General features: G+C 62.4%; 19 protein-coding genes. 3 read left to right on the plus strand and 16 right to left on the minus strand.

The features are described 5' to 3' along the window. Positions 1-208: 208 nt before the first annotated feature. Complete coding sequence (locus M8R19_RS21385; RefSeq protein WP_249918830.1) at positions 209-811, minus strand: LysE/ArgO family amino acid transporter; 603 nt, start codon at positions 809-811, stop codon at positions 209-211. Positions 812-986: 175 nt separating this feature from the next. On the opposite strand from M8R19_RS21385, the gene M8R19_RS21390 reads away from it, so the two are divergent. Further along, positions 987-1,886, plus strand: a complete 900-nt coding sequence (locus M8R19_RS21390; RefSeq protein WP_116425599.1) for a LysR family transcriptional regulator ArgP — start codon at positions 987-989, stop codon at positions 1,884-1,886. On the opposite strand, the gene M8R19_RS21395 is transcribed toward M8R19_RS21390, so the two are convergent. Continuing rightward, a complete protein-coding gene (locus M8R19_RS21395) occupies positions 1,873-2,925 on the minus strand; it encodes a saccharopine dehydrogenase family protein (protein WP_058070299.1) in 1,053 nt (350 codons plus the stop codon). The two genes, M8R19_RS21390 and M8R19_RS21395, sit on opposite strands and share 14 nt — an antisense overlap. Before the next feature lie 178 nt (positions 2,926-3,103). Here M8R19_RS21395 and M8R19_RS21400 point away from each other — a divergent pair, with 178 nt between their 5' ends. Continuing rightward, positions 3,104-4,093, plus strand: a complete 990-nt coding sequence (locus M8R19_RS21400; RefSeq protein ID WP_043314051.1) for an NAD-dependent epimerase/dehydratase family protein — start codon at positions 3,104-3,106, stop codon at positions 4,091-4,093. Positions 4,094-4,183: 90 nt separating this feature from the next. Here M8R19_RS21400 and M8R19_RS21405 read toward each other — a convergent pair whose 3' ends face one another. Further along, entirely contained in the window at positions 4,184-4,453 is a 270-nt protein-coding gene (locus M8R19_RS21405; protein WP_074982337.1) for a hypothetical protein, read from the minus strand. Positions 4,454-4,715: 262 nt separating this feature from the next. On the opposite strand from M8R19_RS21405, the gene M8R19_RS21410 reads away from it, so the two are divergent. After that, positions 4,716-5,558 (plus strand): coiled-coil domain-containing protein, encoded by an 843-nt coding sequence (locus M8R19_RS21410; RefSeq protein WP_249918831.1) that lies wholly within the window; start codon positions 4,716-4,718, stop codon positions 5,556-5,558. A 500-nt stretch (positions 5,559-6,058) separates the two neighbouring features. On the opposite strand, the gene M8R19_RS21415 is transcribed toward M8R19_RS21410, so the two are convergent. From M8R19_RS21415 to tssM, 13 genes are all read right to left on the minus strand, one after another. After that, positions 6,059-7,108: an alkene reductase gene (locus tag M8R19_RS21415; protein WP_249918832.1), complete on the minus strand. Its 1,050-nt coding sequence runs from the start codon at positions 7,106-7,108 to the stop codon at positions 6,059-6,061. A gap of 57 nt (positions 7,109-7,165) precedes the next feature. Next, a complete protein-coding gene (locus M8R19_RS21420; protein ID WP_249918833.1) occupies positions 7,166-8,329 on the minus strand; it encodes an MFS transporter in 1,164 nt (387 codons plus the stop codon). Positions 8,330-8,377: 48 nt separating this feature from the next. Beyond that, a complete protein-coding gene (locus tag M8R19_RS21425; protein ID WP_043273253.1) occupies positions 8,378-8,689 on the minus strand; it encodes an ArsR/SmtB family transcription factor in 312 nt (103 codons plus the stop codon). Between the two features lie 474 nt (positions 8,690-9,163). Further along, positions 9,164-9,754 carry a hypothetical protein gene (locus M8R19_RS21430; RefSeq protein ID WP_135499944.1) on the minus strand — a complete coding sequence of 197 codons (591 nt, stop codon included), beginning with the start codon at positions 9,752-9,754 and terminating at the stop codon, positions 9,164-9,166. A 166-nt stretch (positions 9,755-9,920) separates the two neighbouring features. Beyond that, positions 9,921-10,463 (minus strand): XAC2610-related protein, encoded by a 543-nt coding sequence (locus M8R19_RS21435; protein WP_147310774.1) that lies wholly within the window; start codon positions 10,461-10,463, stop codon positions 9,921-9,923. 82 nt (positions 10,464-10,545) lie between these two features. Beyond that, positions 10,546-11,166 (minus strand): hypothetical protein, encoded by a 621-nt coding sequence (locus tag M8R19_RS21440; protein ID WP_147310773.1) that lies wholly within the window; start codon positions 11,164-11,166, stop codon positions 10,546-10,548. A 56-nt stretch (positions 11,167-11,222) separates the two neighbouring features. Next, positions 11,223-11,951 carry a hypothetical protein gene (locus tag M8R19_RS21445; protein ID WP_249918834.1) on the minus strand — a complete coding sequence of 243 codons (729 nt, stop codon included), beginning with the start codon at positions 11,949-11,951 and terminating at the stop codon, positions 11,223-11,225. Between the two features lie 107 nt (positions 11,952-12,058). Then, a complete protein-coding gene (locus M8R19_RS21450) occupies positions 12,059-12,643 on the minus strand; it encodes a hypothetical protein (RefSeq protein ID WP_249918835.1) in 585 nt (194 codons plus the stop codon). Further along, positions 12,640-15,063: a M23 family metallopeptidase gene (locus M8R19_RS21455; protein ID WP_249918836.1), complete on the minus strand. Its 2,424-nt coding sequence runs from the start codon at positions 15,061-15,063 to the stop codon at positions 12,640-12,642. The genes M8R19_RS21450 and M8R19_RS21455 overlap by 4 nt, the downstream gene beginning before the upstream one ends. 38 nt (positions 15,064-15,101) lie before the next feature. Continuing rightward, positions 15,102-17,138 carry a type VI secretion system Vgr family protein gene (locus M8R19_RS21460; RefSeq protein ID WP_249918837.1) on the minus strand — a complete coding sequence of 679 codons (2,037 nt, stop codon included), beginning with the start codon at positions 17,136-17,138 and terminating at the stop codon, positions 15,102-15,104. Between the two features lie 22 nt (positions 17,139-17,160). Next, complete coding sequence (locus M8R19_RS21465) at positions 17,161-18,180, minus strand: serine/threonine-protein kinase (protein ID WP_249918838.1); 1,020 nt, start codon at positions 18,178-18,180, stop codon at positions 17,161-17,163. After that, a complete protein-coding gene (locus M8R19_RS21470) occupies positions 18,177-18,905 on the minus strand; it encodes a PP2C family protein-serine/threonine phosphatase (protein WP_116425591.1) in 729 nt (242 codons plus the stop codon). The genes M8R19_RS21465 and M8R19_RS21470 overlap by 4 nt, the downstream gene beginning before the upstream one ends. Continuing rightward, positions 18,905-22,441, minus strand: a complete 3,537-nt coding sequence (tssM, locus tag M8R19_RS21475; RefSeq protein ID WP_249918839.1) for a type VI secretion system membrane subunit TssM — start codon at positions 22,439-22,441, stop codon at positions 18,905-18,907. Before tssM ends, M8R19_RS21470 begins: the two co-directional genes overlap by 1 nt.

Raw genomic sequence — 22,441 nt, forward strand, 5'->3', positions numbered from 1 at the left:
CCGCAGAGCGAGGCGCGCGTCGGGTGCGTCCAGCAGGCCTGGCAGGCTGGCGCCGCGAAGGTCGGATCATAGCACCCGTCCCCCGGCATATCCACGCAGCAACTGTAGGGGCAAAGGCCCATCGCTGCGCGGCGCAGGGCGTTCGCCGCGATTCGCCATAGCTGACTGTGATGACCGTTCGACGTTCGTTTTTTCGTCCCGCCGGCGTTCAGTTGGCCAGCACCAGTTGGCTGGCCATGCCCAGCATCATCACCGCCACCATCAGGTCGACCAGGCGCCAGGTGGCCGGACGCGCCAGCCAGGGCGCGAGCCAGGCGGCGCCCAGGGCCAGGGTGAAGAACCACAGCAGCGAGGCGCTGGCGGCGCCCATGGCGTAGGCGCCGGGGGCGGCCTGCTGGGCGCCGAGGGAGCCGATCAGCAGCACGGTGTCCAGGTACACGTGGGGGTTGAGCAGCGTCACCGCCAGCGCCGCCATCAGCACCGCGCGGCGCGAGCGCGGGCCGGTCTGCCCGGCCTCGCCCATGGCCTGCGGGGCGATGGCGCGGCGCAGCGCCTTGGCGCCGTACCAGGTCAGGAAGATCACCCCGCCCCAGCGGGCCACGGCCAGCAGCGTCGGGTTTTCCGCCAGCACCTTGGCCAGGCCGAACACCCCGGCGCTGACCAGCACGGCGTCGCACAGCACGCAGAGCGCGGCCACCGACAGGTGATGCTCGCGGCGCAGGCTCTGGGCCAGGACGAAGGCGTTCTGCGCGCCGATGGCGATGATCAGGCCGGCGGCCACCAGCAGGCCGTTGAGGTAGCTCTGCCACATGCTCAGGCCCTCCCTTGATGGCTGGGGCGCTGGCGGGGCAGCGAAGAAACGGGGAGGGTCAGGCCAGGCATGGTCGGGCTCCGGTGGACGGGTTCGAGGGGGAATGCCTGGCGAGTCTGGGGGTTGTGCCTGTATAAGGAAAACGAATCCTGTTGATGGCTCATTAGGAAAACTGATGTTCGATTACAAATTGCTGGCCGCCCTGGCGGCGGTGGTGGAGCAGGGCGGCTTCGAACGTGGCGCCCAGGCCCTGGGCCTGTCGCAGTCGGCGATCTCGCAGCGCATCAAGTTGCTCGAGGCGCGCGTCGGCCAGCCGGTGCTGGTGCGTGCGGCGCGGCCGCAGCCCACCGAGCTGGGCCGCCGCCTGCTCAACCACGTGCAGCAGGTGCGCCTGCTGGAGGGCGACCTGCAGCAGTGGGTGCCGGCGTTGGACGAGGGCGGCTCGCCCGAGCGCCTGCGCCTGGCGCTCAACGCCGACAGCCTGGCGACCTGGTGGGCCGCTGCCATCGGTGACTTCTGCGCCGAACGCCGGGTGCTGCTGGACCTGGTGGTGGAAGACCAGGAAGTGGGCCTCAAGCGCATGCGCGCCGGCGAGGTGGCCGGCTGCCTGTGCGCCAGCCCGCGGCCGGTGGCGGGGGCGCGCAGCGAGCCATTGGGTGCGATGCGCTACCGCGGTCTGGCCAGCCCGGCGTTCGTTGCCCGGCATTTTCCCAAGGGGGTGCGCGCCGAGGCGCTGGCACGGGCGCCAGCGATCGTCTACGGCCCGGATGACCAGTTGCAGCACCGCTACCTCGCCGACCTCGGCGTGGACGGCACCTTCATCTACCACCTGTGCCCTTCGTCCGAGGGCTTCGTGCGCATGACCTGCGGCGGCCTGGGCTGGGGCCTGGTGCCGGAGCAGCAGGTGCAGGGCGAGCTGGCCCGCGGCGAGCTGGTGGAACTGCTGCCGGGCCAGGTCATCGACGTGCCGCTGTATTGGCACCACTGGCGCAACGGCGGCGAGCTGCTCGCCGCGCTGACAGCCCACCTGCTGCGCCGGGCCGCCGCCAGCCTGGTGCCGATCAGCCGCGGATGACGATGCGCCCGCTGCCCGGCAGGGCCTCCACGCAGCGCGGGCCGAACAGCTGCGAGGGCGTGAAGTAGCCGCCGGGGCCGTCGTGGCCGAGCAGGTGGCGCACAGCCAGGAGCACGCCGTGCACGGTGACGTCGTAGCCGTTGGCGGTCTCCAGGCGCGCGGTGCGCCGCTCGCCGCGGCCGTTGCGCACCTCGCCCCAGACCCAGGTGCGCAACCGGCCGCGCGCCTGCTCGTCGGGGCCCTTCACGCGCCGCTGCACCTGGCGCTTGAGCCAGTGCTGGACGCCGTCGCGGCCGAGCAGCGGGCGCAGTGGGTCGATCAGGCGCATGCCCATGGCCGCCAGCGGCGGCGCTGGCAGGTACACCTCGATGTTGGGGATGCCGGTGCTGTAGAAGGCGGTGGCGACGTCGCCCCAGGGAATGCTCACGGCATGCTTGAGGCCGCGGCCGAAGTCGATGTCGCGGCGCTTGTAGCCCAGCGGCACCTCCACCAGGCGGCCGTCGCGGCGCACCTTGCCGCCCAGCTTCAGGCCTTCCACCGTGGTCGCGGCGGTGCCCGGCGAGAGCCCGCTGCCGGTGTCGAAGCCCAGCGCCAGTTGGGTTGCATCGGGCAGGGCCTCGGCCAGGCAGGCGGCGACGCAGTCGGTGGGGATGACGTCGAAGCCGACGCCGGGGCAGACCACGCAGCCGGCGGCGCGGGCGCGTTCATCCAGGCCGTGGGCGTGTTCGAAGACGCCGATCTCGCCGGTGATGTCGACGTAGTGCGTGGCATTGGCCAGGCACGCCTCCAGCAGGGGCGCGGCGGTGGCGGAGAAGGGCCCGGCGCAGTTGGCCAGCACGGCGACGTCGGCCAGGGCCGCGCCCGCGCCCTCGGCGCCGAATACCCGGCACTCCAGGCCCAGCACGCTGCCCAGCGCCTGCACGGCGGCGGGATCGCGCCCGCCCAGCAGCGGGCTCAGTCCCTGGCGTCGGGCCTCCTCGGCCACCAGGCGGCCGGTGTAGCCGTTGGCGCCGTAGATCATCCAGTAGGGCTTGCTCATTCGGGGCCTCGCACAGGGAACGGGGAAGGATCGTCGGGGTTCTAACCGGCCTCGGCACCGGCTGTCACCCGGCCGCGAGTCGGGCGGCTCGCAAGGACGCCGTTCTGGCGTGCGCGGCCAGCGTGGCCGGGCGGGTGGCCTGCTAGAGTCGGCAGACAACAACTATAGAGGTGCGTGCATGAAGATTCTGGTCACCGGCGCCAGCGGGTTCATCGGCGGGCGTTTCGCCCGCTTCGCCCTGGAACAGGGCCTGGCGGTGCGCGTCAACGGCCGTCGCGCCGAGGCCCTGGAGCCGCTGGTGCGGCGGGGCGCGGAGTTCATGCCGGGCGACCTGGCGGACGCGGCCCTGGTACGGCGCCTGTGCGAGGGCGTCGATGCGGTGGTGCACTGCGCCGGCGCGGTAGGCGTGTGGGGCCCCTACGAACACTTCCACCAGGCCAACGTGGTGATGACCGAAAGCGTGGTCGAGGCCTGCCTGAAACAGGGCGTGCGGCGCCTGGTGCATCTGTCCTCGCCGTCGATCTACTTCGACGGCCGCGCCCACGTCGGCCTGAACGAAGACCAGGTGCCGACGCGCTTCGCCAACCACTACGGCGCCACCAAGTACCAGTCGGAGAAGGTCGCCCTGGGCGCCGCCGAGTTCGGCCTGGAGGTGCTGGCGCTGCGTCCGCGCTTCGTCACCGGCGCTGGCGACACCAGCATCTTCCCGCGAATGATCGCGGCGCAGCGCAAGGGCAAGCTGAAGATCATCGGCAAGGGCCTGAACAAGGTCGACTTCACCAGCATCCAGAACCTCAACGATGCCCTGTTCAGCGCGCTGCTGGTCACCGGCACCGCGCTGGGCCAGGCCTACAACATCAGCAACGGCCAGCCGGTGCCGCTGTGGGACGTGGTCAACTACGTGATGCGCCGCCTCGACCTGCCGCCGGTGACCGCGCACATGCCCTATCCCCTGGCCTGGTCGGTGGCGGCGCTGAATGAAGGCCTCTGCTACCTGCGCCCGGGCCGTCCCGAGCCGGTGCTGACGCGCATGGGCATGGCGGTGCTGGCCAAGGACTTCAGCCTGGATATCAGCCGCGCCCGCCAGTTCCTCGGCTACGAGCCGCGCGCCAGCCTGTGGGACGCGGTGGACGAGTTCTGCGACTGGTGGAAAGCCAGCGGGCTCTGAAACGTCCCCCGCAGCCTTCATCGCTTCCGTAGGATGGGTTGAGCGCAGCGAAACCCATCGCCTGGGTCCATGCTGCACCCGACCCCGCCGTCACCCGCGCAACGGCCCCGAGTAATGCCGCTGCCCGGACTCGCTGGGCAGGAAGCTCGGCTCCTGCACCACCCGCGGCAGGCGCACGCCGCTCAGCTCGCTGAGGCGCTGGCCCAGCTCGCGGGTGTCGTCCCGGCTGGAGCCCTCGCAGGCGCGCAGCATGAGCGCGATGGCATCGGCCTGCTGGAACTGGATGTCCAGCGCCTGTTCCTCGCGCAGACGGCGGCGCAGTTCGCGCATGCAGTCCAGGATGGCCTTGTTGAATTCGATCACCCAACTCCCTCCCCCGCAGTGGGCGCCAGGGCGGCGCCGGTGCGGAGGCAGAGCAAGGCATATGCCATACTGTCGCCTTGCCATTATTTCCGCGGCCTGGCGGGAACCCCGGCCGCGCCGGCGTGGTCTTTGCCTGGGCCCGTGCGCGCCGCCGCGGTGCGCCGCGCCCCCCGATGGCGCGCTGTCCAAGCCGTCGGCGCGAACGGATATACTGCGCCCTGCGCAGGCGCCATGCCGCTTTCCCCCACAGGTTTCCTTCATGCGTAACGATAGTTTCGACGACTTCGACGATGTGCCCAGCCTGACCACCGACGCCGCCGACCGCGACGAGTTCGGCCACCATCCGCGCCGCGTCTACGAGCCCGACGGCAAGCGCCTGGCGCCCCAGCCCAAGGCCCAGGGCGGCAGCACCGGTCCGCTGTGGGCGCTGGTGGCGGCCATGGCCATCGCCCTCGGCGGCGTGGCCTGGTGGAGCCACCAGCAACTGACGCTGATGGAGCAGCAACTGATCGCCACCCAGGAAAGCTTCGCCAAGATCAGCGAGGAAGCCGCCGGCCGCCTCGACGACATCCGCGGCAAGTTCGTCCAGAACGAGTCCTCGGTGACCAGCGAGCGCGAGCAGCTCAAGCTGCAGGTCAAGCAACTGCAAGGCCGGCTCGCCGACCAGGCGCGCCAGCAGCAGGACTCGCTGTCGCAGATCGACGGCCAGCAAGCCAAGCGCCTCGACCAGTTGAACAACGAACTCAAGGCCCAGCAGGACAGCGCCGCGCAGCTGATCGCCCAGCTCGACGGCAAGATCAAATCGCTAGCCGATGAACAGGCCAAGGTGAAGAGCCTGCAGGGCGACCTGGCCACCGCCAACGCGCAGATCCAGAACCTGAGCGCCGACATCGCGGCACTGAAGAAGCGCGGCGACCAGAGCCAGTCGATCAAGAGCATCCAGGACGACCTGCTGATCCTGCGCAGCGAAGTCGAGGGCAAGCAGGGCCAGCAGGGCGGCAGCACCGCCGAATTCGACGCCTTCCGCGCCCAGGTCACGCGCAACATCAACGCGCTGCAGGCGCAGGTGCAGTACCTCCAGCAGCAGCTGACCAACCGCTGAGTCCCCGTGTAGGAGCGGGCCCTGCCCGCGATTCGCGCGCAGGGCGCGCTCCTACATGGTTTGTAATGGTATTCACCGATGGTTTTCGTGCTTTGGGTTGGCTCCGTTCCCTCTCCCTAACCCTCTCCCTGAAGGGCGAGGGGACCGTTCGGTGCGGCCTGGTTTTCCCGAGTTAGCCGGTTGGCACAGTAGTTTCCAGCAGAAACCATACCTTCTCTCGGCACGGACAAGCCCCCTCTCCCTGAAGGGAGAGGGGCCGTTCGGTGTGGCCTGGTTTTCCCGAGTCAGCCGGTTGGTACTGTAGTTTCCAGCAGAAACCATACTTTCTCTCGGCACGGACAAGCTCCCTCTCCCTTCAGGGAGAGGGTTGGGGAGAGGGGCTCTAGGCCCTTCGCAAACTCAACCCATCCTACGAAAAGCGCGCCGGCGCAGTTGGCAACATATCCGCCACAAACGAAAAGGGCGCCTCCCGAAGGCGCCCTTTTCTTCATGCCCTGTCCTTACAACCGCGGGTAGTCCAGATAGCCGACCGGCCCCTTGGCGTAGAAGGTTTCCGGATGCGCTTCGTTCAGCGGCGCATCCTTGGCCAGACGCTCCACCAGGTCCGGGTTGGCGATGAAGGGGATGCCGAAGGCCACCGCGTCCGCCTTGCCGCTGGCCAGCCAGGCGTTGGCGCTGGCCTTGGTGAAGCGCTCGTTGGCAATGTACGGGCCGCCGAAGATTTCCTTCAGTTTCGGGCCGATGCTGTCGGGGCCTTCCTTCTCGCGGGTGCAGATGAAGGCGATGCCGCGCTTGCCCAGTTCGCGGGCCACGTAGCCGAAGGTCGCCAGCGGGTCGGCGTCGCCCATGTCGTGGGAGTCCATGCGCGGCGCCAGGTGCACGCCGACGCGGCCGGCGCCCCAGACTTCGATGGCGGCGTCGGTGACTTCCAGCAGCAGGCGCGCGCGGTTCTCGATGGAGCCGCCGTACTGGTCGGTGCGCTGGTTGGTGCTGCTCTGCAGGAACTGGTCGAGCAGGTAGCCGTTGGCGCCGTGGATCTCCACGCCGTCGAAGCCGGCGGCCTTGGCGTTCTCGGCGCCCTGGCGGTAGGCCTCGACGATGTCGGCGATTTCCTCGGTCTCCAGTGCGCGCGGGGTGACGAACTCCTTGATCGGGCGCACCAGGCTGACGTGGCCGGCCGGCTGGATGGCGCTGGGCGCCACCGGCGTTTCGCCGTTCAGGTACAGCGGGTCGGAAATACGGCCGACGTGCCACAGCTGCAGCATGATGCGCCCGCCGTTGGCGTGCACGGCCTTGGTCACGTTGCTCCAGCCGCGCACCTGGTCGTCGGACCAGATGCCGGGGGTGTCGGGGTAGCCGACGCCCATGGGCGTCACCGAGGTGGCTTCGCTGAGGATCAGGCCGGCGTCGGCGCGCTGGGTGTAGTACTCGGCCATCAGCGCGTTGGGCACGCGGCCCTCGTCGGCGCGGCAGCGGGTCAGCGGGGCCATGATGATGCGGTTCGGCAGTTGCAGGTCGCCGAGGGTGATCGGGTCGAAGAGCGTGGTCATTGCTGCGGTGCTCCGTTACGGGATGTTCGGTGAGGGTTCGGTGGATGTTCGATAGGTTCAGTCCAGGACGGGCTGCGCCTGGTTGGGCTTGCCGCTGAAGGCGATCATCACCGCGATCAGCGCCAGTACTGCGAGCAGGGCGCCGGCCAGGGGCACGCGGGTCAGCCCCAGGCCATGGTCGATGACGCTGCCGCCGACCCAGGCGCCGATGGCGTTGCCGACATTGAAGGCGCCGATGTTCAGGGTGGCGACGAGATTCGGCGCGCTCTGGCCGACGCGCACCACGTTGACCTGCAGGGCCGGCACGGCGGCGAAGGCGGCCGCGGCCCAGACGAACAGGGTGATCTCGGCCGGCAGCAGCGAGTGGCTGGTCCAGCTCAGCGCCGTGGAAACCACGGCCATGGTGGCGAACACCCCGGCCAGGGTGGTGCCCAGGCGCCAGTCGGCGAGGCGGCCGCCGAGGATGTTGCCGAAGGTCAGGCCCAGGCCGATCAGCACCAGGGTCCAGGTCACGCCGCGCGGCGACACCTGGGTGACCTCGCCGAGCAGCGGCGCGACGTAGGTGAACAGGGCGAACACCGCGGCGGAGAACAGCACGGTGGTGGCCAGCGCCAGCCACAGCTGGCCGCTGCGCAGGGCCGCGGCTTCCTGGCGCAGGTCCACGGCCTCCTCGTCGTGCCCGGCGGGCAGGATGCGCCATAGGCCGATGAGCGCGAACACGCCGATCACCGTCACCACCCAGAAGGTCGAGCGCCAGCCGGCGACCTGGCCCAGCGCGGTGCCCAGGGGCACGCCGAGCACGTTGGCGAGGGTCAGCCCGGTGAACATCAGCGCCACGGCGGAAGCCCTGCGGTTGGCCGGCACCAGGCCGGCGGCGACCACCGAACCGATGCCGAAGAAGGCGCCGTGGCACAGCGCGGTGACGATCCGCGCCAGCATCAGCATGCCGTAGCTGGCGGCGACGGCGCAGAGGAAGTTGCCGAGGATGAAGATGCCCATGAGCATCAGCAGCGCGCGCTTGCGCGGCAGCTTGGCGGTGAGCAGCGCCATGATGGGCGCGCCGATGGCCACGCCGAAGGCATAGCCGCTGACCAGCCAGCCGGCGCTGGGGATGGACACCGCGAGGTCGCCGGCCACGTCCGGCAGCAGCCCCATGATGACGAATTCCGTGGTGCCGATGGCGAACGCGGACAAAGCGAGGACGAGAAGCGGAAGGGGCATGCGCCTGCTCCTGGAAGAAAGTGGGACGTTCTAGGCAGTTCGCTGCGGCTACAGCGCTTCGCTCAAGTGGCGAACAAAGGCCGCGATGGTGTCTTCATTGCGTTTGAAGAAGTGCCACTGGCCGATTTTCCGACTGGTCACCAGGCCGGCGCGCTGGAGGGTGGCCAGATGCGCCGAGACGGTGGATTGCGACAACCCGGTGCGCTGGTCGAACTTCCCGGCGCAGACGCCGATGGCGAAAGGCTGGTGCTCCTGCTCGTCGAAATAGCGCTCCGGCTCCTTCAGCCAGCGCAACATGTCGCGCCGCACGGGGTGGGCCAGGGCCTTGAAGATTTCGTCGAGGTTCAGTGCTTCGCTCATCGCTGCCTTTGTGTGTATCGCTTGGGAACGAACTATATATCGGTGAAAAACGATATGAATTCGTTTGGGTCGATGATGATGATCGATGGGGTTGATAGTAGGCGGGTGGTGGGAGAGAGGGGATGTCACTAGGCCGATTGGAGTGGGGCCGGCCAAGGGGCAGGGGAGATCGTGGGCAGAAGGGGATGAGTGCTAATTCTTCTGGGTAGTCAGCCCTCGGGTGAGAATCTAGATGCTTTATATATAGCATCTATGGTTTAAAGAATGTTTCTTGCGCTTGCACTAAAAGCTAATGTGTTTAGCTTGGCTAACTAATGTGATGTTTTCTCGCTTTCTTTTGTGATGCGGCTGTTTTTAGTGGTTTCGAATGACGGTGTTCCTCTTTTGATACTAAAAGACTCTACATTTTATGTTGTTGGCGCTAAGGTTTGGACGAGGGGGCTACATGCTTTCTCGCCTCTCCTTTCTAGTTTTCTACTGTTTGTCGTGGGAGATGGTGTCAAAGTAGTTATCAGTTTCTTCTGCAATGCGTTCTAGTCTTTGTAGGCTCTCGGGGTAGAAGTCATTACATTGCAATATGGCAAGATTTTCATTCTTCATCGTTCGCCGCAATGTCATGCATACTAACATTACTCCATCTGATCCATTAGGTGCCTGGTATATAACTGTCTGCATATCTGATACGCTCCAGTTTGGAATTTTCACTTGTTCTCTAGCACTTAAGGGCGACTCAGCAACTGACACACTCTCATCATCGATTGGTAGTTTTAGTGTGTTGCTATAGTTTTTTGCATTCTTTTCAGATTTTATAGCTTTTTCAAATTTATTCTGATTGGTGCTGGCTATTATTGCTGTGGGTAGTTTGTCTAGTTCAGTTACATAGGGTGAGCTATCTTTAAGTGTCAGTTTTTTCGTGTTTAAATCTCCATCTGTTAGAGTCTCGATTAGGTATTGATTAGTGCTGAATGATGAGGGTTTATGTTTGTATTGATCAGCAGTGGCAGTATTCACAGAGAATGAATAGAAGGAACCTAGAATATAAAGAGTGGGGTTGTGCTTTTTCATATGGATTTTTCTATATGGTTAGGTAAGGAAAGATAGCTCTTTTGCTATATAGTTTGGCGGCAGTAGATGAGTAGGACGATAAAGTATTCCTTATCATTTCTATTTTCGTCGTTTATTTTTCGTTTAGTCTGAAGGAGGAGCGCAAGGCTAGGCTCCTGACGGGCCATTAATCTTTCTTAACTATTGGGGCTACTTTTCTTTCGGATATTTTTCCGTCATTGTATGTTTCAAAGTAAGAGTATGCATCTCCTGTTGAGGGGGCGCAGTAGGTTCCTTTCATAGCAGTAATTTCTAATTTTCCCTCCTTGCTAAATTTGTATTCTTCACTCCAGGTATCGCAGTTGCTTGAAGAAAAACAGGCTCCTGAAACCCTTTTGTTTTTTTCATCAATTGCAAGGCATGGAATGTTGCTTATCTCTTCGTTCTTTATGAAACTCTTACTTTTTTCGTCGAAAATAAAAACGGATGACATCTGAGTCTGACCGGAGGGCGGATGTCTAATTATAATGTCGGGTTGTCCGTCGAAGTTTATATCTGTGCATTCAATTTTTTCATTGTCTGAGAGATTTTCGAGTAAAGTTTCTATTTTGTTTTCGAGCTTACCTGTACAGTTATATGGTTTTGAATGCTTTTCGTCAGATGTGCATTGTTCAGCTGGAAAAATTTTGGGGAGATATAAAATTGCAAGTAAAGACAGTATGTATCTCACTGTGTGCGTCTTTTTAAGTTTGTTTGATGTAAGAGATAGCCTACCTTGGAAAGATTTGGCGATTTTCCTGTATTGTTGTTTGTTAGTTGTCGAGTTGGACTATCTCCGCTTCCATGTCAGCACAAGCCTCTTGGGGTTGTAGGATCTTTTTATTATCGATTTGCTGTATGCAGATTGGCTTCTCGAATGTTCCTTTCATGTTTCTACAGTGTTGGCTGTTGGACGTATCATATATGCACTGAGTATCCGAAAATATTAGCTCTAGCCCCGAGGGGATGAGGTCAATTTCTTGGTCCTTGATTGCATAGATAGTTTTGAAAACCGAACCGCCAGACTGTGTGATGTTTACATAAATCTCATCATTTTTCGGGGTCGATGCTACGGGTATTGATCCAATGCTTTTTGCAATCTTTTCAGTTTCAGACTTAATAAATACATCGTTCTGTGCATTTAATCCTAATTCGTCGCCTGATGGGCCTGCAAATATTACAATACCTTTATTTGGTATTTTGTAGTATGTGTATGTGGAGCTGCAGTCTTTTTCTGTGTCAATTATTGTTGTTGATTCTTGCTTTATGTTTATGCGGGTTATTCGCTCACTATTTAAATGCTCTACACATACAGCCTCCATGATTGAGGGAGATGCCTGAGCAGTCGTGCTAACTAATAGAAGGTTGACCAGGAAGTATTTGGCGAAACTCATGGTGCCTCTCAATGGAAATAAGACTCTCTTGGTCATTCAAGCCTGTGTCTTGGGAGTTAATGATTTTTGAAATTTACCGTTTTTATGATCTTTGCCAGATCCTCTGCGAAATTCTTATCTATACTCGGGGCTGGCTCTTCATTTTCGGATGTTCCAATTAGTACAACTCCTTCATGGACTAAGCAAAAGCGAATCTGGTCATAGTTTTCTTTTCCCTTCTGTTTATGAAGAACTAGAACACCCTCCCAGTTGTTCTCGGATAATCGCTGAAAAATATAACTATTATCGCCTGCCATACTAGGCTTGATTACGAATCTTCCGTTTCTGAAATCTGCTGGGCACTTTAAGGAGTTAGATTCTAATATCTCTCTATATTCGGGGGGTAAGTCATCTTCGTTGGTCATGGAAAATGGAAAATTTTCCTTGCTTTCACACATTAATCCGAACCATTTCAATTCAGGGTTTCCTGGATTTTTGAAAGCCCAATCGTACCCTGTTGCTGATTCCGCTTGCCATAAATATGGGGTAGAATTCCTATTAATCTTAGATGGTGCCTCATAGATGACTATATCTGGGTCATCGTATTGGGCGTGTTGGTGGTCACCTAATGAAAGCGAGTATGAACAGTCTCCCTGCTTAGTTTCGATTACACTTGGTCCTGAAAAATCTCTCACGTCTTCCAACCGGTTTCCTAGTGAAACCGTGTGCTCAGGGGGGGAAGCGATTGCTGTGCTGATGGCCCCCGTTGTAGAGATAAATAAAACTATGCAGTTTCTGGTTTTCATAGTCGCCGTCAAGTCAAAATAGGTCGAGATTATTGATTATGGCTTTCTCAAATAGCTAGGTCCGGATAAAGGGGCGATATATCGTTTTTCTTGAGTTTTGAAATTTATTAATTATTTATTTTTATGTCAGACAATATCTGAGAAATTGTTGTGGCCTCTGAGTTTTTTAGTGTGCCAGTCTCTGAGAAGGAGAAAGAGAAGCAAGTTGTGGCACGGTTGTTTGGGCATATATAGAAAAAATCAGGGGCCAATGTTTTCTGGTTGTCGCCAAAACTTGAGTTTGTATACGCTATGGTACCTTTCCAGTTCTGTCCGATTATTGGCTTTTCCCAATTCACTATCCGGTAGTACCTACCTCCAGAATCTTCGTTTTCAATTTCTGCTGCAGCTGATGGACTGGTAGTCTCTTCTGAGGCTTCGAAAGGTTGCCTTGAATTCTCAAGGCATGAGAATTTTAAAATTCCGATTTTTGTTTTATCTTTTGTTTTTATATGAACTTCTGATGTGTATATTATTACTCCATTTCTTGTTTCTTTTTTGGGGGGGGATGATATCTTTTTTAGCTTGCCTCCAATGCTGTAATTGCAGTAGTTATCTTGTTCCGTTTTTGTTTCAAAATTGTCTTCGCCTCTGCATAAGGTAGGAATTAATGCGCTGGCTATAAAAAAACCTAAAAAAGCTGCAGATTTCATTGAGTCTCTCTCCTTATGTAATCTTCTGGAGTGTCCGAGAGGGCGTCCGTGGTCGTACCGAATGTTGGTCTATCCGCTAGGACTATTAGGGCATTAATAAACGCTGTGGATCTATCTACTAACCCATTCATGTTCGGAGATGGGGATCCTGTTGTTGATGGATAGTTAACAGCAGTGGCACAGTTTGTAAAAGATTGGTTGAAATACCAAGTCTTGATGCCTGCATTGGTCTGTATTGTTCTGCGAGAGTTTGTAGCCGGAGTGTCTGCGTATAGGTTGGTATTTCCAACTAGTGGCCTGTCAGGGTTGCTGGCGGTTGGAGCGGACTTATTTGGCCATACCCAGTATGCGCCGGCGCTATGGCACGCGTGTCGAGATGTTTCTCCAATTTCATTACGCCAAGCTATTTCGTTTGCGCTGGCAGGTACTACAGGTGTTCTTCCGAGGAATTTAAAGTATTTATAATAGTTGTTGTTGCCATTGCCCAGATTACCATTGGGGTTGGTTAGTTGGAGCAGTCCGCGACCGTACCATCCTGAGTGGAGTGTCGGCGAGTTTCCATTTGATTCCTTCATATATCTGAACCAACCTGTCTCCTGGGTTGAGTTTCCAAAGAAACAGGCTTGCCTCATCGGAGTTGTTATTAAAAATTTTTGCAGGGATTTGTTAATCTCTAAAAGGTGTGTGTTTATGAAGTTTATGGCATAATTTATATTCGGTTGCTCCCAGACTCCATGCGTGTTTGAGTTATGTGAGCCAGGCTTTCTTATTATGTTCTTGGGAATTATTTGAGTTAATTCTTTCTTACTAAGCCAGCCGCATTTCCTAAATGCCTGAATAAAATATCTTGGTGGGAAATGCCAATGTTTTTTTATCACTTGGTCCAGATTGACATTTTTCCAAAACGCCAGAGCCTCCTGATGCTTCTTGAGCTTCCCGTACTGGTCTGATGTCAAGGGGCCTCCTTCTGCTACTTTCTGAAGCCAGCCATAACGGTCGTCGAAGTCATTGGTGCTCCACTCCGTGGGAAACTTGCAGACCAGTCGCCTGATGCGCGGCTGGGTTTCGCTGCTAGTCAACCGACTCATGTTCAGAGTGCGCTCCCTGACATAACGCTCGGATAATTTCTTCTGTTCGTCTGGAGAGAGCGCATCGTATGCGGGCGAAGTTGCGATGCTTACGGCATCGCCGTTATCCGCTACCACTTTTCCTTCGTCCAGGTTGAGCAGGTTGCGGATGAAGGCCGACTGGCAATGGCTGTCTTTGTCCGTGTCGTCATCTACAAGGTACCAACCTTGCCAGTGGGGGAAGTCGGCATCGCTGAACTTGGTGACGGTGGGGGCGTTCAGGTTTACCCAGGCACTGCGGCTTTCTTCTCCGGATTTGCCCGGGACCTTGATCTGTCGCCAATGGGCTGCATCGGCGGGGCGCAGTATGTCCGGTCCGAGGACGCGGCCGAAGCGCAGCAGTTCATACCCGGCGCTGGGGCTTTGGGGATAGAGCGTTGAGGCTTTGCTGTAGAGGTTGTATTCGAAATCGGCCTCCTCTTCCTGCATGCCTATGACGTCGCCGGAGAGGTAGTACGAAGTCAGCTTGCACTGGCCTTTTTCGTAGCTCATACGCACGAAGATGCCGTGCTGTAGTTGGGAGGCCACAGCCCACTCATACCCGTCCGGAGTGACTTGGGCTGGAGCACTTCCCGTGGAGGTGGCGCCTTCTTGCATAGTGGCAGCTGGCATGGCGGGGCAGCGGTAGGCTACCGCCGAGGTATTTTCCGCCTGGGTGCGATTGGTCGGGGGCGCCGAGTAGGCGAGAAGCTCGGGAGGGACGAAGAAATACATGTCGCCCCAGCAACTGTCCGTTCGTCCATTGCCGGACTGATAGTCGAGTTCGCGGGTGGTTCTGCCGGTCAGGTTGGCGATCTGGGTCTGGTCGGCGATGATCTCGAAATGAATGCGTCCCGCCTTACCGTAGATCTTGCCGGCCTCGCCGATGCTGTCCTTGCGGTAGACCACCTGGCCTACGGAGGGATTGGCGAGGTTGATTTTCGACAGGTGCATGTAGATCGAGTAGTAAACGACCTTGGCGTCGTCGCCTTCGCCGATTTCGGTTTCATGCTTGAGGACGATACAGCCGTCATCGGTCCAGCCATCCATGTAATGCAATGGGTGTTCCGGGTTGCTGGATTCTTCGGTGGGTTTCCTGAAATAGACAACTGTGCCGTCGGCGATGGCCCTTACCGGTAGGGGGGCCCCAGCTTCCTGCGGGGCAGTGAGATGAATGCCGCCGTGCCAGTTCAGATCGAAGCTCAGGGGAAAGCCGCCATCACCCGGAATACCGCCCACCATGGCGCGGTCGAGGAAGGCTTCATCGCTTTCTCCCGCGATAGGGGCGGGAAGGAAGGGAGGGCTGATGATCATCTTGAATGGTCCTTATCCGTTAGTGCTCTCTGGCTCGTTCAAAGGGACATCGGGTACTGGCCAGTGGGTTTGGTCTCACTCAGCGGATTGGCCAGCGCCTCGTCCATCGGCCCGCCGGCCTTGTCCGCATCCGCGGCGCCTGGTTGCAGGGGGGGCTTGAGGGCGATGCCCGAACCGCTGCCCGGCGAGCCGCCGGCGTTGATCTTCGCCAGCGGACCGAACACGGTGACACCGCTGGCGTCGAGCTTGATGAAGCTGTCGCTGGCCTTGAGGGTCAGTTCCTGGCCGGCCTCGATCACCAGTTTCTGCCCGGCCTTGAGGTGGATTTCCCGGCCGGCGCGGGTCAGCTGGGCATTGCCCAGGCGGATGTGCTGGTTGTTGGCCACCGCCAGGTGGTCGTCGAGCTTGGCTTCCACTTTGCGGTCGAGGTGGATGGTCTGGTGTTCCTCGGCCTTGAACTCGCTGTAGGCGTTGGCTTCCACGGTGTCGTGGCGCTCGTGGCCGACGCGGATCTTCTGGTCGTGCTCGATGTTTTCGTCCCAGTCGCGCTGGGCATGCAGGTAGATCTGTTCCTGGCCCTTGCGGTCCTCGATGCGCAGTTCGTTGTAGCCGCTGCCGCCCGGCGAGCTATTGCTCTTGAACAGGGTGCGGGTCTTGTGGGCCGGCAGTTCGTAGGGCGGCAGGTGCTCGGCGTGGTACAGGCAGCCGCTGACCAGCGGCTGGTCCGGGTCGCCTTCGAGGAAGTCCACCAGCACTTCCATGCCGACGCGCGGGATGGCCACGGCGCCCAGGGCGTTGCCGGCCCAGCCGCTGGCCACGCGCAGCCAGCAACTGGTCTTGTCGTCGGCCTGGCCCTCGCGGTCCCAGTGGAACTGCACCTTGACCCGCCCGTACTTGTCGCAGTGGATTTCCTCGCCCGCCGGGCCGGTCACCACGGCGGTCTGGGTGCCCAGCACCCGCGGCTTGGGGTGGGCCAGCGGCGGGCGGTAGTGCACGTCCCAGGGGGTGGCGAGGAAGCGGTTGCGGTAGCCCTGGTGGAAGTCGTCCTGGCTGTCGGCGGTGTCGCTGGTGATGGACTCTTCCAGCACCTGCGGCTGCCTGCCTTCGTGCAGCACCTCGGTGAGCAGCCAGAGGTCGTTCCATTCGCCGCGCGGGTGCTCGGACATTTCCAGGAAGTGGCCGCTGCACAGGCTCGGCTGGTCGCTGCGGCCCTCGGCCTGGCGATAGTCGGCGCGGTGCCTTTCCAGGCTGCGCTGGCTCAGCAGCTTGCCGCGCTCGCGGTCGGTGAAACGACCGGGGTAGTCGTAGTCTTCCAGGTCCGGCTGGTCCTGCTCCTGCTGCGGCCGGTAGGCCGCTTCCATGCGCAGGCGCGGTTTCTGGAAGTCGTAGTCGCGGCGGGTCACGCGGCTGGTGCGGCCTTCCAGGCGCAGGACGAAGCCCTTGATCACCGGCTCGTCGGCCACCAGGCCGGTATCGGCGATGTAGGGTGTGGGCTGGCCCAGGCGCGGGAAGGCGGTCTGGTCGTCGCCGAACACCAGCAGGTGCCCGTCGGGGCTGTGCTCGAAGTGGTAGTGGAGGCCCTCCTCTTCGCACAGGCGCTGGACGAAGTGCAGGTCGCTCTCGTCGTACTGGGTGCAGTAGTCGCGCGGCGGGTAGACGGTGGGGCCGAGCTGGAAGCGGTAGGCGTCGGCGAGGATGCCGTGCTCCTCCAGCACCCGGGCGATGATCTGCGGCACCGTCAGCTGCTGGAAGATGCGCTGGTTGCTGCGCAGCGCGAGGTAGGCCAGCTGCGGTGCCAGGACCACCCGGTAGCGGGTCAGGCGCTGGCCGGCGTCGCCTTGCCCAGCCAGTTGGATCAGCCCGTGGACGCCCGGCCCGCTGGGGCTGAAGGCGAGGAACGCGGGCTTGTGCAGCAGGGCTTCCAGGTCGAGGCCGGGGCGTTCGCTGACCAGTTCCAGCTCGAAGCGGTAGGGCTGGCTGATGGCTTCGCGGCCGTGGAAGCTCAGGACCTGGAAGTCGTGCTCCAGGCCGTCGAGGGTCAGGCTGAAGTGGGTCTGGTTGGCCGGGTTGAACATGCTCGGGCTCCCTGTTCGAAAGTCATCCGTTGCGCCACCGGAACCAGCGGCGCAGCCCCTGGGGTGGCAGTGTGCGGAACGCGTCGCGCAGTTGCGCGACGCTGATCTGGCGGTCCGCTTCATTCAGTGCGAGTGCGCAGCGCAAGGCCTGCCAGGCCGGTCGCGGCAGCTGCGCGGGAGGCGCCAGCTGTTGTTCCAGTTGCATGGCCCTGGCCTGCTTGGCGTTCAGGCGCCGGTACGGGTGGGTGCCGCACAGCAGTTCGTAGAGCACGCAGGCCACCGCGTAGAGGTCGCTGGCCGGCGACAGCGGCGCGCCTTCGAGCAGTTCGAGGGCGGCATAGCGTGGTGTCCAGGCGGCGATGCGGGCGCGGCAGAGTTTCGGCAGGCCGTCGAGCAGGCCATCGCGGGCCTGGCCCAGGCCATAGTCGAACAGGCGCAGCCCGTCTTCGCCGAGCATCACGTTGCTGGGCTTGAGGTCGCCGTGCAGCACGCCGCGCTCGTGGGAATAGGCCAGGGCGTCGAGCAGCGCGCCGGCCACTTCCCGGAACTCGTCCCAGGGCAGCCCTTGCGGGCGCTCGCTGAGCAACTGGTCGAGGGTCAGGCCGCGCATCAGTTCCAGGGTGATGAAGGCGCGCTGGCAGGCGGTGTCCACTTCGAAGCTGTGCAGGCGCACCACGTGCGGGTGGCGCAGGCGCATGGTCAGGGCGTATTCGCTGTAGAGCAGGGCGCTGGCGTCGGGGTATTCGGCGAACTCTTCGCTCAGCACCTTGAGCGCCACATAAGGATCGGGATCGCCGAACTGCTCGCGCAGCAGGTCGCGGGCGCGGTACACGGCGCCCATGCCACCGACGCCCAGCAGGCGTTCCAGGCGGTAGCGGCCGCCCAGTACTTCGGGGAGCGCCTGGGGGCTGAAGGTCGCCGTGGCCGGGGCCGGCGGCGGTTCGCTGCCGGCCAGCGGTACGGCGCGCTCCGGGTCGATGAAGGCGAAGTAGGTGAGGTTGCCGGCTTCGGCCTGGTCCGCGGCCATGCTCTGCTTGCTCATCGGCGGACCACCACGGCGGTGAGGTTGTCGCGGGCCATGCCCAGCAGCGCGTGGTCGAACAGGCGTTCCAGCGCGGCAGTGGGCGAGGCCAGGCTGAGGGCGTAGCCCAGGGCTTCCTGGCTGACGTACTGGTAGAGGCCGTCGCTGCACAGCAGGAAGGCGTCGTCGGGGTAGACCAGCAGTTCGAGGATGTCGAGCGTCAGGTCGTCGCTGGCGCCAATGGCGCGGGTCAGGGCGTGGGCCGAAGGGTGCCGGCGGGCGTCCTCCGGGCTCAGGCCCTGTTCGTCGATCAGCTGCTGTTGCAGCGAGTGGTCGCGGGTCAGTTGGTAGAGGCGCCCGCCGCGCCACAGGTAGCAGCGGCTGTCGCCGGCCCAGATGCAGGCGGCGCGCTGGCCGTCGAGCAGCAGGGCGGCGACGGTGCTGCCCATGATGCGCGAGGGCTGGTCGGCGGTGACCGTGAGCTCCTGGCCGAAGCGGCGGTTGAGCCAGTGCAGGCACTGGCGCAACTGCTGCAGGCGTGCCTCGAAACCGCAATCGCTCGGCAGAGCTGCGATGCTTTCGACGATCAGCCGGCTGGCGCGGTCGCCGCCATGGTGGCCGCCCATGCCGTCGGCGACCACCCAGAGGCCGCGCTCCGGGCAGTCGAGGAAGGCGTCCTCGTTGCGCGCACGGACCTTGCCGGGGTCGGTGCGCGCGGCGCTGCGCCAGGGCCTGGCGGACGGCATCAGAGCGACACCGGCAGGCGGAAGCTGCGCAGGGTGCCGAGGTCGAACGGGTTCGGCGAGCGCTGCGCCAGCACCAGGTAGTTGGCGCGCAGGCCACTCAGGTCGGCCTTGAGCATCAGCACGTCGCGCCCGCTGTGGTACTCGGTGCGCATCTGGTCGAAGAGGCGGAACAGTGACCAGGGGCCGGTGTTCTTCTCCAGGCTCACGCGGCGCCCGCCGAGTTCCTCGAGGACCAGGCTGGTGCGGCCGTCGTCGGCGTCGGTGGGCCATTTGAAGGCCACCGGCACGATGGGGCCGTGACGGTATTCCAGCTGCTGGTCGCCGAAGCGGAAGTCGGCGCGGCTCAGGCTGGAGTCGATGGAGTAGGGCTCCAGCTTGAACTGCACCTGGGGCTCGGCCGGGTTGTCGGCGAAGAAGCTGCGGCGGATCGCCTGGGCGTAGCCCATCTGCTCGAGGAAGGCGCGCGACATCGGCAGGCTGTGGCCGTCGACGCTGCGCAGCCGGTAGTTGCCCGGATCGCCGCTGACGAAGGGCTGCAGGTAGCTTTCGAAGAAGCGGTCGGCGACGCCCTGGGCCTTGAAGAACTCGCGGAAGTCGGCGATGGCCACGTCGCTGCTGCTCTGCGGGTTGAACGGATAGCGCTTGTTGATGGCCTTGAAGTAGAAGCTGTACAGCTCGCTCTGGTAGCGCTGGTTGAGGTAGATGTAGGCGTCGCCCAGCACCAGCGTCCAGCTGTCCTCGGCGAGCAGGGCCAGCCAGCCGTTGACCGGCTGCGGCAGGCGCGTGGCGGCGTTGCGCAGGTTGGCCAGGGCGTCGAGCTGACCGCCCATGCGGTTGCGCGCCAGTTCGAAGGCGGCCTGCTGCGGTTGGCTGGCGCGGGCCAGGGCGGCCAGTTGCAGTTGCAGGTCGTTGAGCGCCTGCATCACCGGCGCCAGGTCGGCGGTGGGGCCGCCGTTGTCGTCGAGCAGGCGGTGCAGTGGCTCGAAGCGCCTTTGCATGGCTTGCCGCGCGGTATCCGGCAGGTTCTTGGCGAGGGCGTCCTGGGCCTGTTCGGCGGCGGCCGCCGCCATCTTGCCTACCTTGCTCAGCTTGCCGCCGGCATCGCTGGCCGCGCCAGCCGCCGCGGCGACGTCCCCGGCGTTGTCCGCCAGGCCCGGGATGCGGGTGTTGTCGCGCACTTCCTGGAGCAGTTGCAGCAGCGGCGAGTTGGCCGCGGTGAGCCCGGCCACTTCGTCGGCGCCGCGGCCGGCGTCGACCACCGGTTGCAGGCGCACCTGGTTGACCGCTTCGCTCCAGTGGTTGGCATAGTCGCGGAAGTACAGCTGCTGCAGTTCGACCATCAGGCGGCTGAGGTCCTGGCCGCTGAGGCTGCTGCCTTCGCCGAGCACCCAGTTGTCGCGGAGGATCTCGCGGACCATGGGCGTGCCCTGGGCGATGAAGTACTGCTGGTAGCCGTTGCGGGTGTACAGGCCGGGAATCACGTAGTCGGTGCCGGAGAACAGCGCGCCCTGCGGGCCCAGGTGCTGGCTGAGGCGGTACTGCGGCAGGTCGCGGGCCTGTTCGCGGAGCACGCGGTAGACCACGCTGGCCAGGGATTCGGCGCGCAGCACCTGGCGTGCCTGTGCCACCAGTTGGTCGTTGAGCGGGTAGACGAAGGGCAGTTCGAGCAGGCGTGCGAAGTGGCTGCCCAGGCCGTTCTGCACCACGGCGTCGCCGCTGTAGCGCAGCGACCAGTCGGCCGCCAGCCAATCCTTGAGGAAGGCCGGGTCGCGGCGTTCCGGCAGGTTGAGCATCAGGTAGGCGCGCAGGCTGCCGAGCAGGCGCTCGCGGTCGCCGAGGTTGGCGTGGATCTGCCCTTCGAGGGTGCGGGCGACGCGCGGCAGCAGCTGGCTTTGCAGTTCGCGCTGGTAGGCCGTCTGCAGTACCGGGGTGCTTTTCTCGCCCTGGTACAGGCCGCTGCGTTCGAGCAGCGAGACATCGCCCTTGGGCGGGAATACCTGGCTGGCGGCATAGGCGCTGTCCAGCGCCTTGAGCGCGGCCCGGGCGTCGTCCTGCGGGGCCAGCGCGGCGTGCTGCTCCTGCAGTTGGCGATCGATGTCGTGCACCTGCTCCAGGCGCCCGTGGTTGCTGGAGAAGCTGTTGGCCCAGAGCAGGCCGAACAGGCCGAGGACGACCAGGGCGGTGGCGTAGACCGCACGTTGTCCCCAGTTGATGCGACGGCGCTCTTTATGGTCGAGCCCGGCGAGGTCGGCTTCGGGGAAGATCACCCGGCTGAACAGGTGCTGGATGAAGCGCGAGCGGCCATTGCGCAAGGTCGGCAGGGCCTTGGTGGCGAGCCCGGTGTTGGCGCCGACCTGGGCGGTGCTGTTGTCCACCTTGGCGGTCAGGTGCGGCGCGCTGGTCAGGTAGAAACCGCGCAACTGGGTGGCGCGCTGGTAGCGGTTGCCGGTGAAGGCGGTGTCGACGAACAGGCACAACTGCTCGCCGATCTGCCCGAGCTGGTGCGGGAAGTCGAGGATGCGGCCGCGGCGCTGGGTATCGCGCTCCTGGTGCATGCGCATGATGATCTGGCTGTGCAGGCGGCGCAGCAGTTCCTCGAACTCCTGGCGCAGCACCGTGATATCGGTGCCGTTCTGTTCCTGGCGGAAGCTGGTGCCGAGCACCTGGTCGCTTTCCTCGCGGGACAACTGGTCGAAGAATTCCTCGAAGCCGGCCAGTTTGTCGGCCTTGCTCAGCACCACGTACACCGGTACCTCGACGTGCAGGCGCTGGTGGATTTCCAGCAGGCGCGCGCGCACCTGGTGGGCCAGGAGAGTCAATTCCTCCTCGTTGCCGCGCTGCAGCAGGTCCACCGGCAGGTTCACCAGCACGCCGTTGAGCGGGCGTGCGCGACGACGCTTGCGCAGCAGGTCGAGGAGCGTCTGCCAGGCGCTGCTGTCGACCTCGCTGGCCGGCTGCGTGAGGTAGCGCCCGGCGCTGTCGATCAGCACGCCGTGCTCGGCGAAGTACCAGTCGCAGTAGCGGGTGCCGCTGGTGTCGCGGGTCAGCTTGCGGTCGATACGGTTGATCGGGAACTCCAGGCCGGAGAAGTCCAGCAGGCTGGTCTTGCCGCTGCCCTGCGGGCCGAGCAGCAGGTACCAGGGCAGCTCCTGGCGCCAGCGCTCGCTGCGGCCGCGGTAGAGGCTGGAGACCTTGAGGGTGTGCAGGGCGTCCTTGAAACGGCTGCGCAGCTCGCGCTGCTCCTCGTCCATCATCTCTTCGCGGCGCAGGCGCTCCTGGCCATCTTCGCTCTCCTGTTCCTGCTTGCGCCGGCGTGTGCTGCGCCAGCTGACGAAGACCATGAACAGGCCCCAGGCCAGGAAGAGCACGGCGATGCTCAGCAGCCGCGCGCTGGCGCCGGCCCAGAACTTGTGGTCGTCCACCGCCAGCAGCGGGCCGGCGAACCACACCAGCAGGGCCAGCAGGAGCACCAGCAGCAGGCTCCAGACCCAGGTCCGGCGCAGGAAGGCGCCGGTCTTCTTGAGGAAGTTCTTCAT

It is taken from the genome of Pseudomonas sp. R3.Fl (assembly GCF_023516765.1).
Classification (GTDB): Bacteria; Pseudomonadota; Gammaproteobacteria; order Pseudomonadales; family Pseudomonadaceae; genus Pseudomonas; species Pseudomonas citronellolis.

Bases quoted from the DNA above. Each gene is read 5' to 3' on its own strand.
- M8R19_RS21385 (WP_249918830.1), bottom strand. From the start codon at position 811: ATGTGGCAGAGCTACCTCAACGGCCTGCTGGTGGCCGCCGGCCTGATC.
- M8R19_RS21390 (WP_116425599.1), top strand. From the start codon at position 987: ATGTTCGATTACAAATTGCTGGCCGCCCTGGCGGCGGTGGTGGAGCAG.
- M8R19_RS21395 (WP_058070299.1), bottom strand. From the start codon at position 2,925: ATGAGCAAGCCCTACTGGATGATCTACGGCGCCAACGGCTACACCGGC.
- M8R19_RS21400 (WP_043314051.1), top strand. From the start codon at position 3,104: ATGAAGATTCTGGTCACCGGCGCCAGCGGGTTCATCGGCGGGCGTTTC.
- M8R19_RS21410 (WP_249918831.1), top strand. From the start codon at position 4,716: ATGCGTAACGATAGTTTCGACGACTTCGACGATGTGCCCAGCCTGACC.
- M8R19_RS21415 (WP_249918832.1), bottom strand. From the start codon at position 7,108: ATGACCACGCTCTTCGACCCGATCACCCTCGGCGACCTGCAACTGCCG.
- M8R19_RS21420 (WP_249918833.1), bottom strand. From the start codon at position 8,329: ATGCCCCTTCCGCTTCTCGTCCTCGCTTTGTCCGCGTTCGCCATCGGC.
- M8R19_RS21425 (WP_043273253.1), bottom strand. From the start codon at position 8,689: ATGAGCGAAGCACTGAACCTCGACGAAATCTTCAAGGCCCTGGCCCAC.
- M8R19_RS21430 (WP_135499944.1), bottom strand. From the start codon at position 9,754: ATGAAAAAGCACAACCCCACTCTTTATATTCTAGGTTCCTTCTATTCA.
- M8R19_RS21440 (WP_147310773.1), bottom strand. From the start codon at position 11,166: ATGAGTTTCGCCAAATACTTCCTGGTCAACCTTCTATTAGTTAGCACG.
- M8R19_RS21445 (WP_249918834.1), bottom strand. From the start codon at position 11,951: ATGAAAACCAGAAACTGCATAGTTTTATTTATCTCTACAACGGGGGCC.
- M8R19_RS21450 (WP_249918835.1), bottom strand. From the start codon at position 12,643: ATGAAATCTGCAGCTTTTTTAGGTTTTTTTATAGCCAGCGCATTAATT.
- M8R19_RS21455 (WP_249918836.1), bottom strand. From the start codon at position 15,063: ATGATCATCAGCCCTCCCTTCCTTCCCGCCCCTATCGCGGGAGAAAGC.
- M8R19_RS21460 (WP_249918837.1), bottom strand. From the start codon at position 17,138: ATGTTCAACCCGGCCAACCAGACCCACTTCAGCCTGACCCTCGACGGC.
- M8R19_RS21465 (WP_249918838.1), bottom strand. From the start codon at position 18,180: ATGAGCAAGCAGAGCATGGCCGCGGACCAGGCCGAAGCCGGCAACCTC.
- M8R19_RS21470 (WP_116425591.1), bottom strand. From the start codon at position 18,905: ATGCCGTCCGCCAGGCCCTGGCGCAGCGCCGCGCGCACCGACCCCGGC.
- tssM (WP_249918839.1), bottom strand. From the start codon at position 22,441: ATGAAGAACTTCCTCAAGAAGACCGGCGCCTTCCTGCGCCGGACCTGG.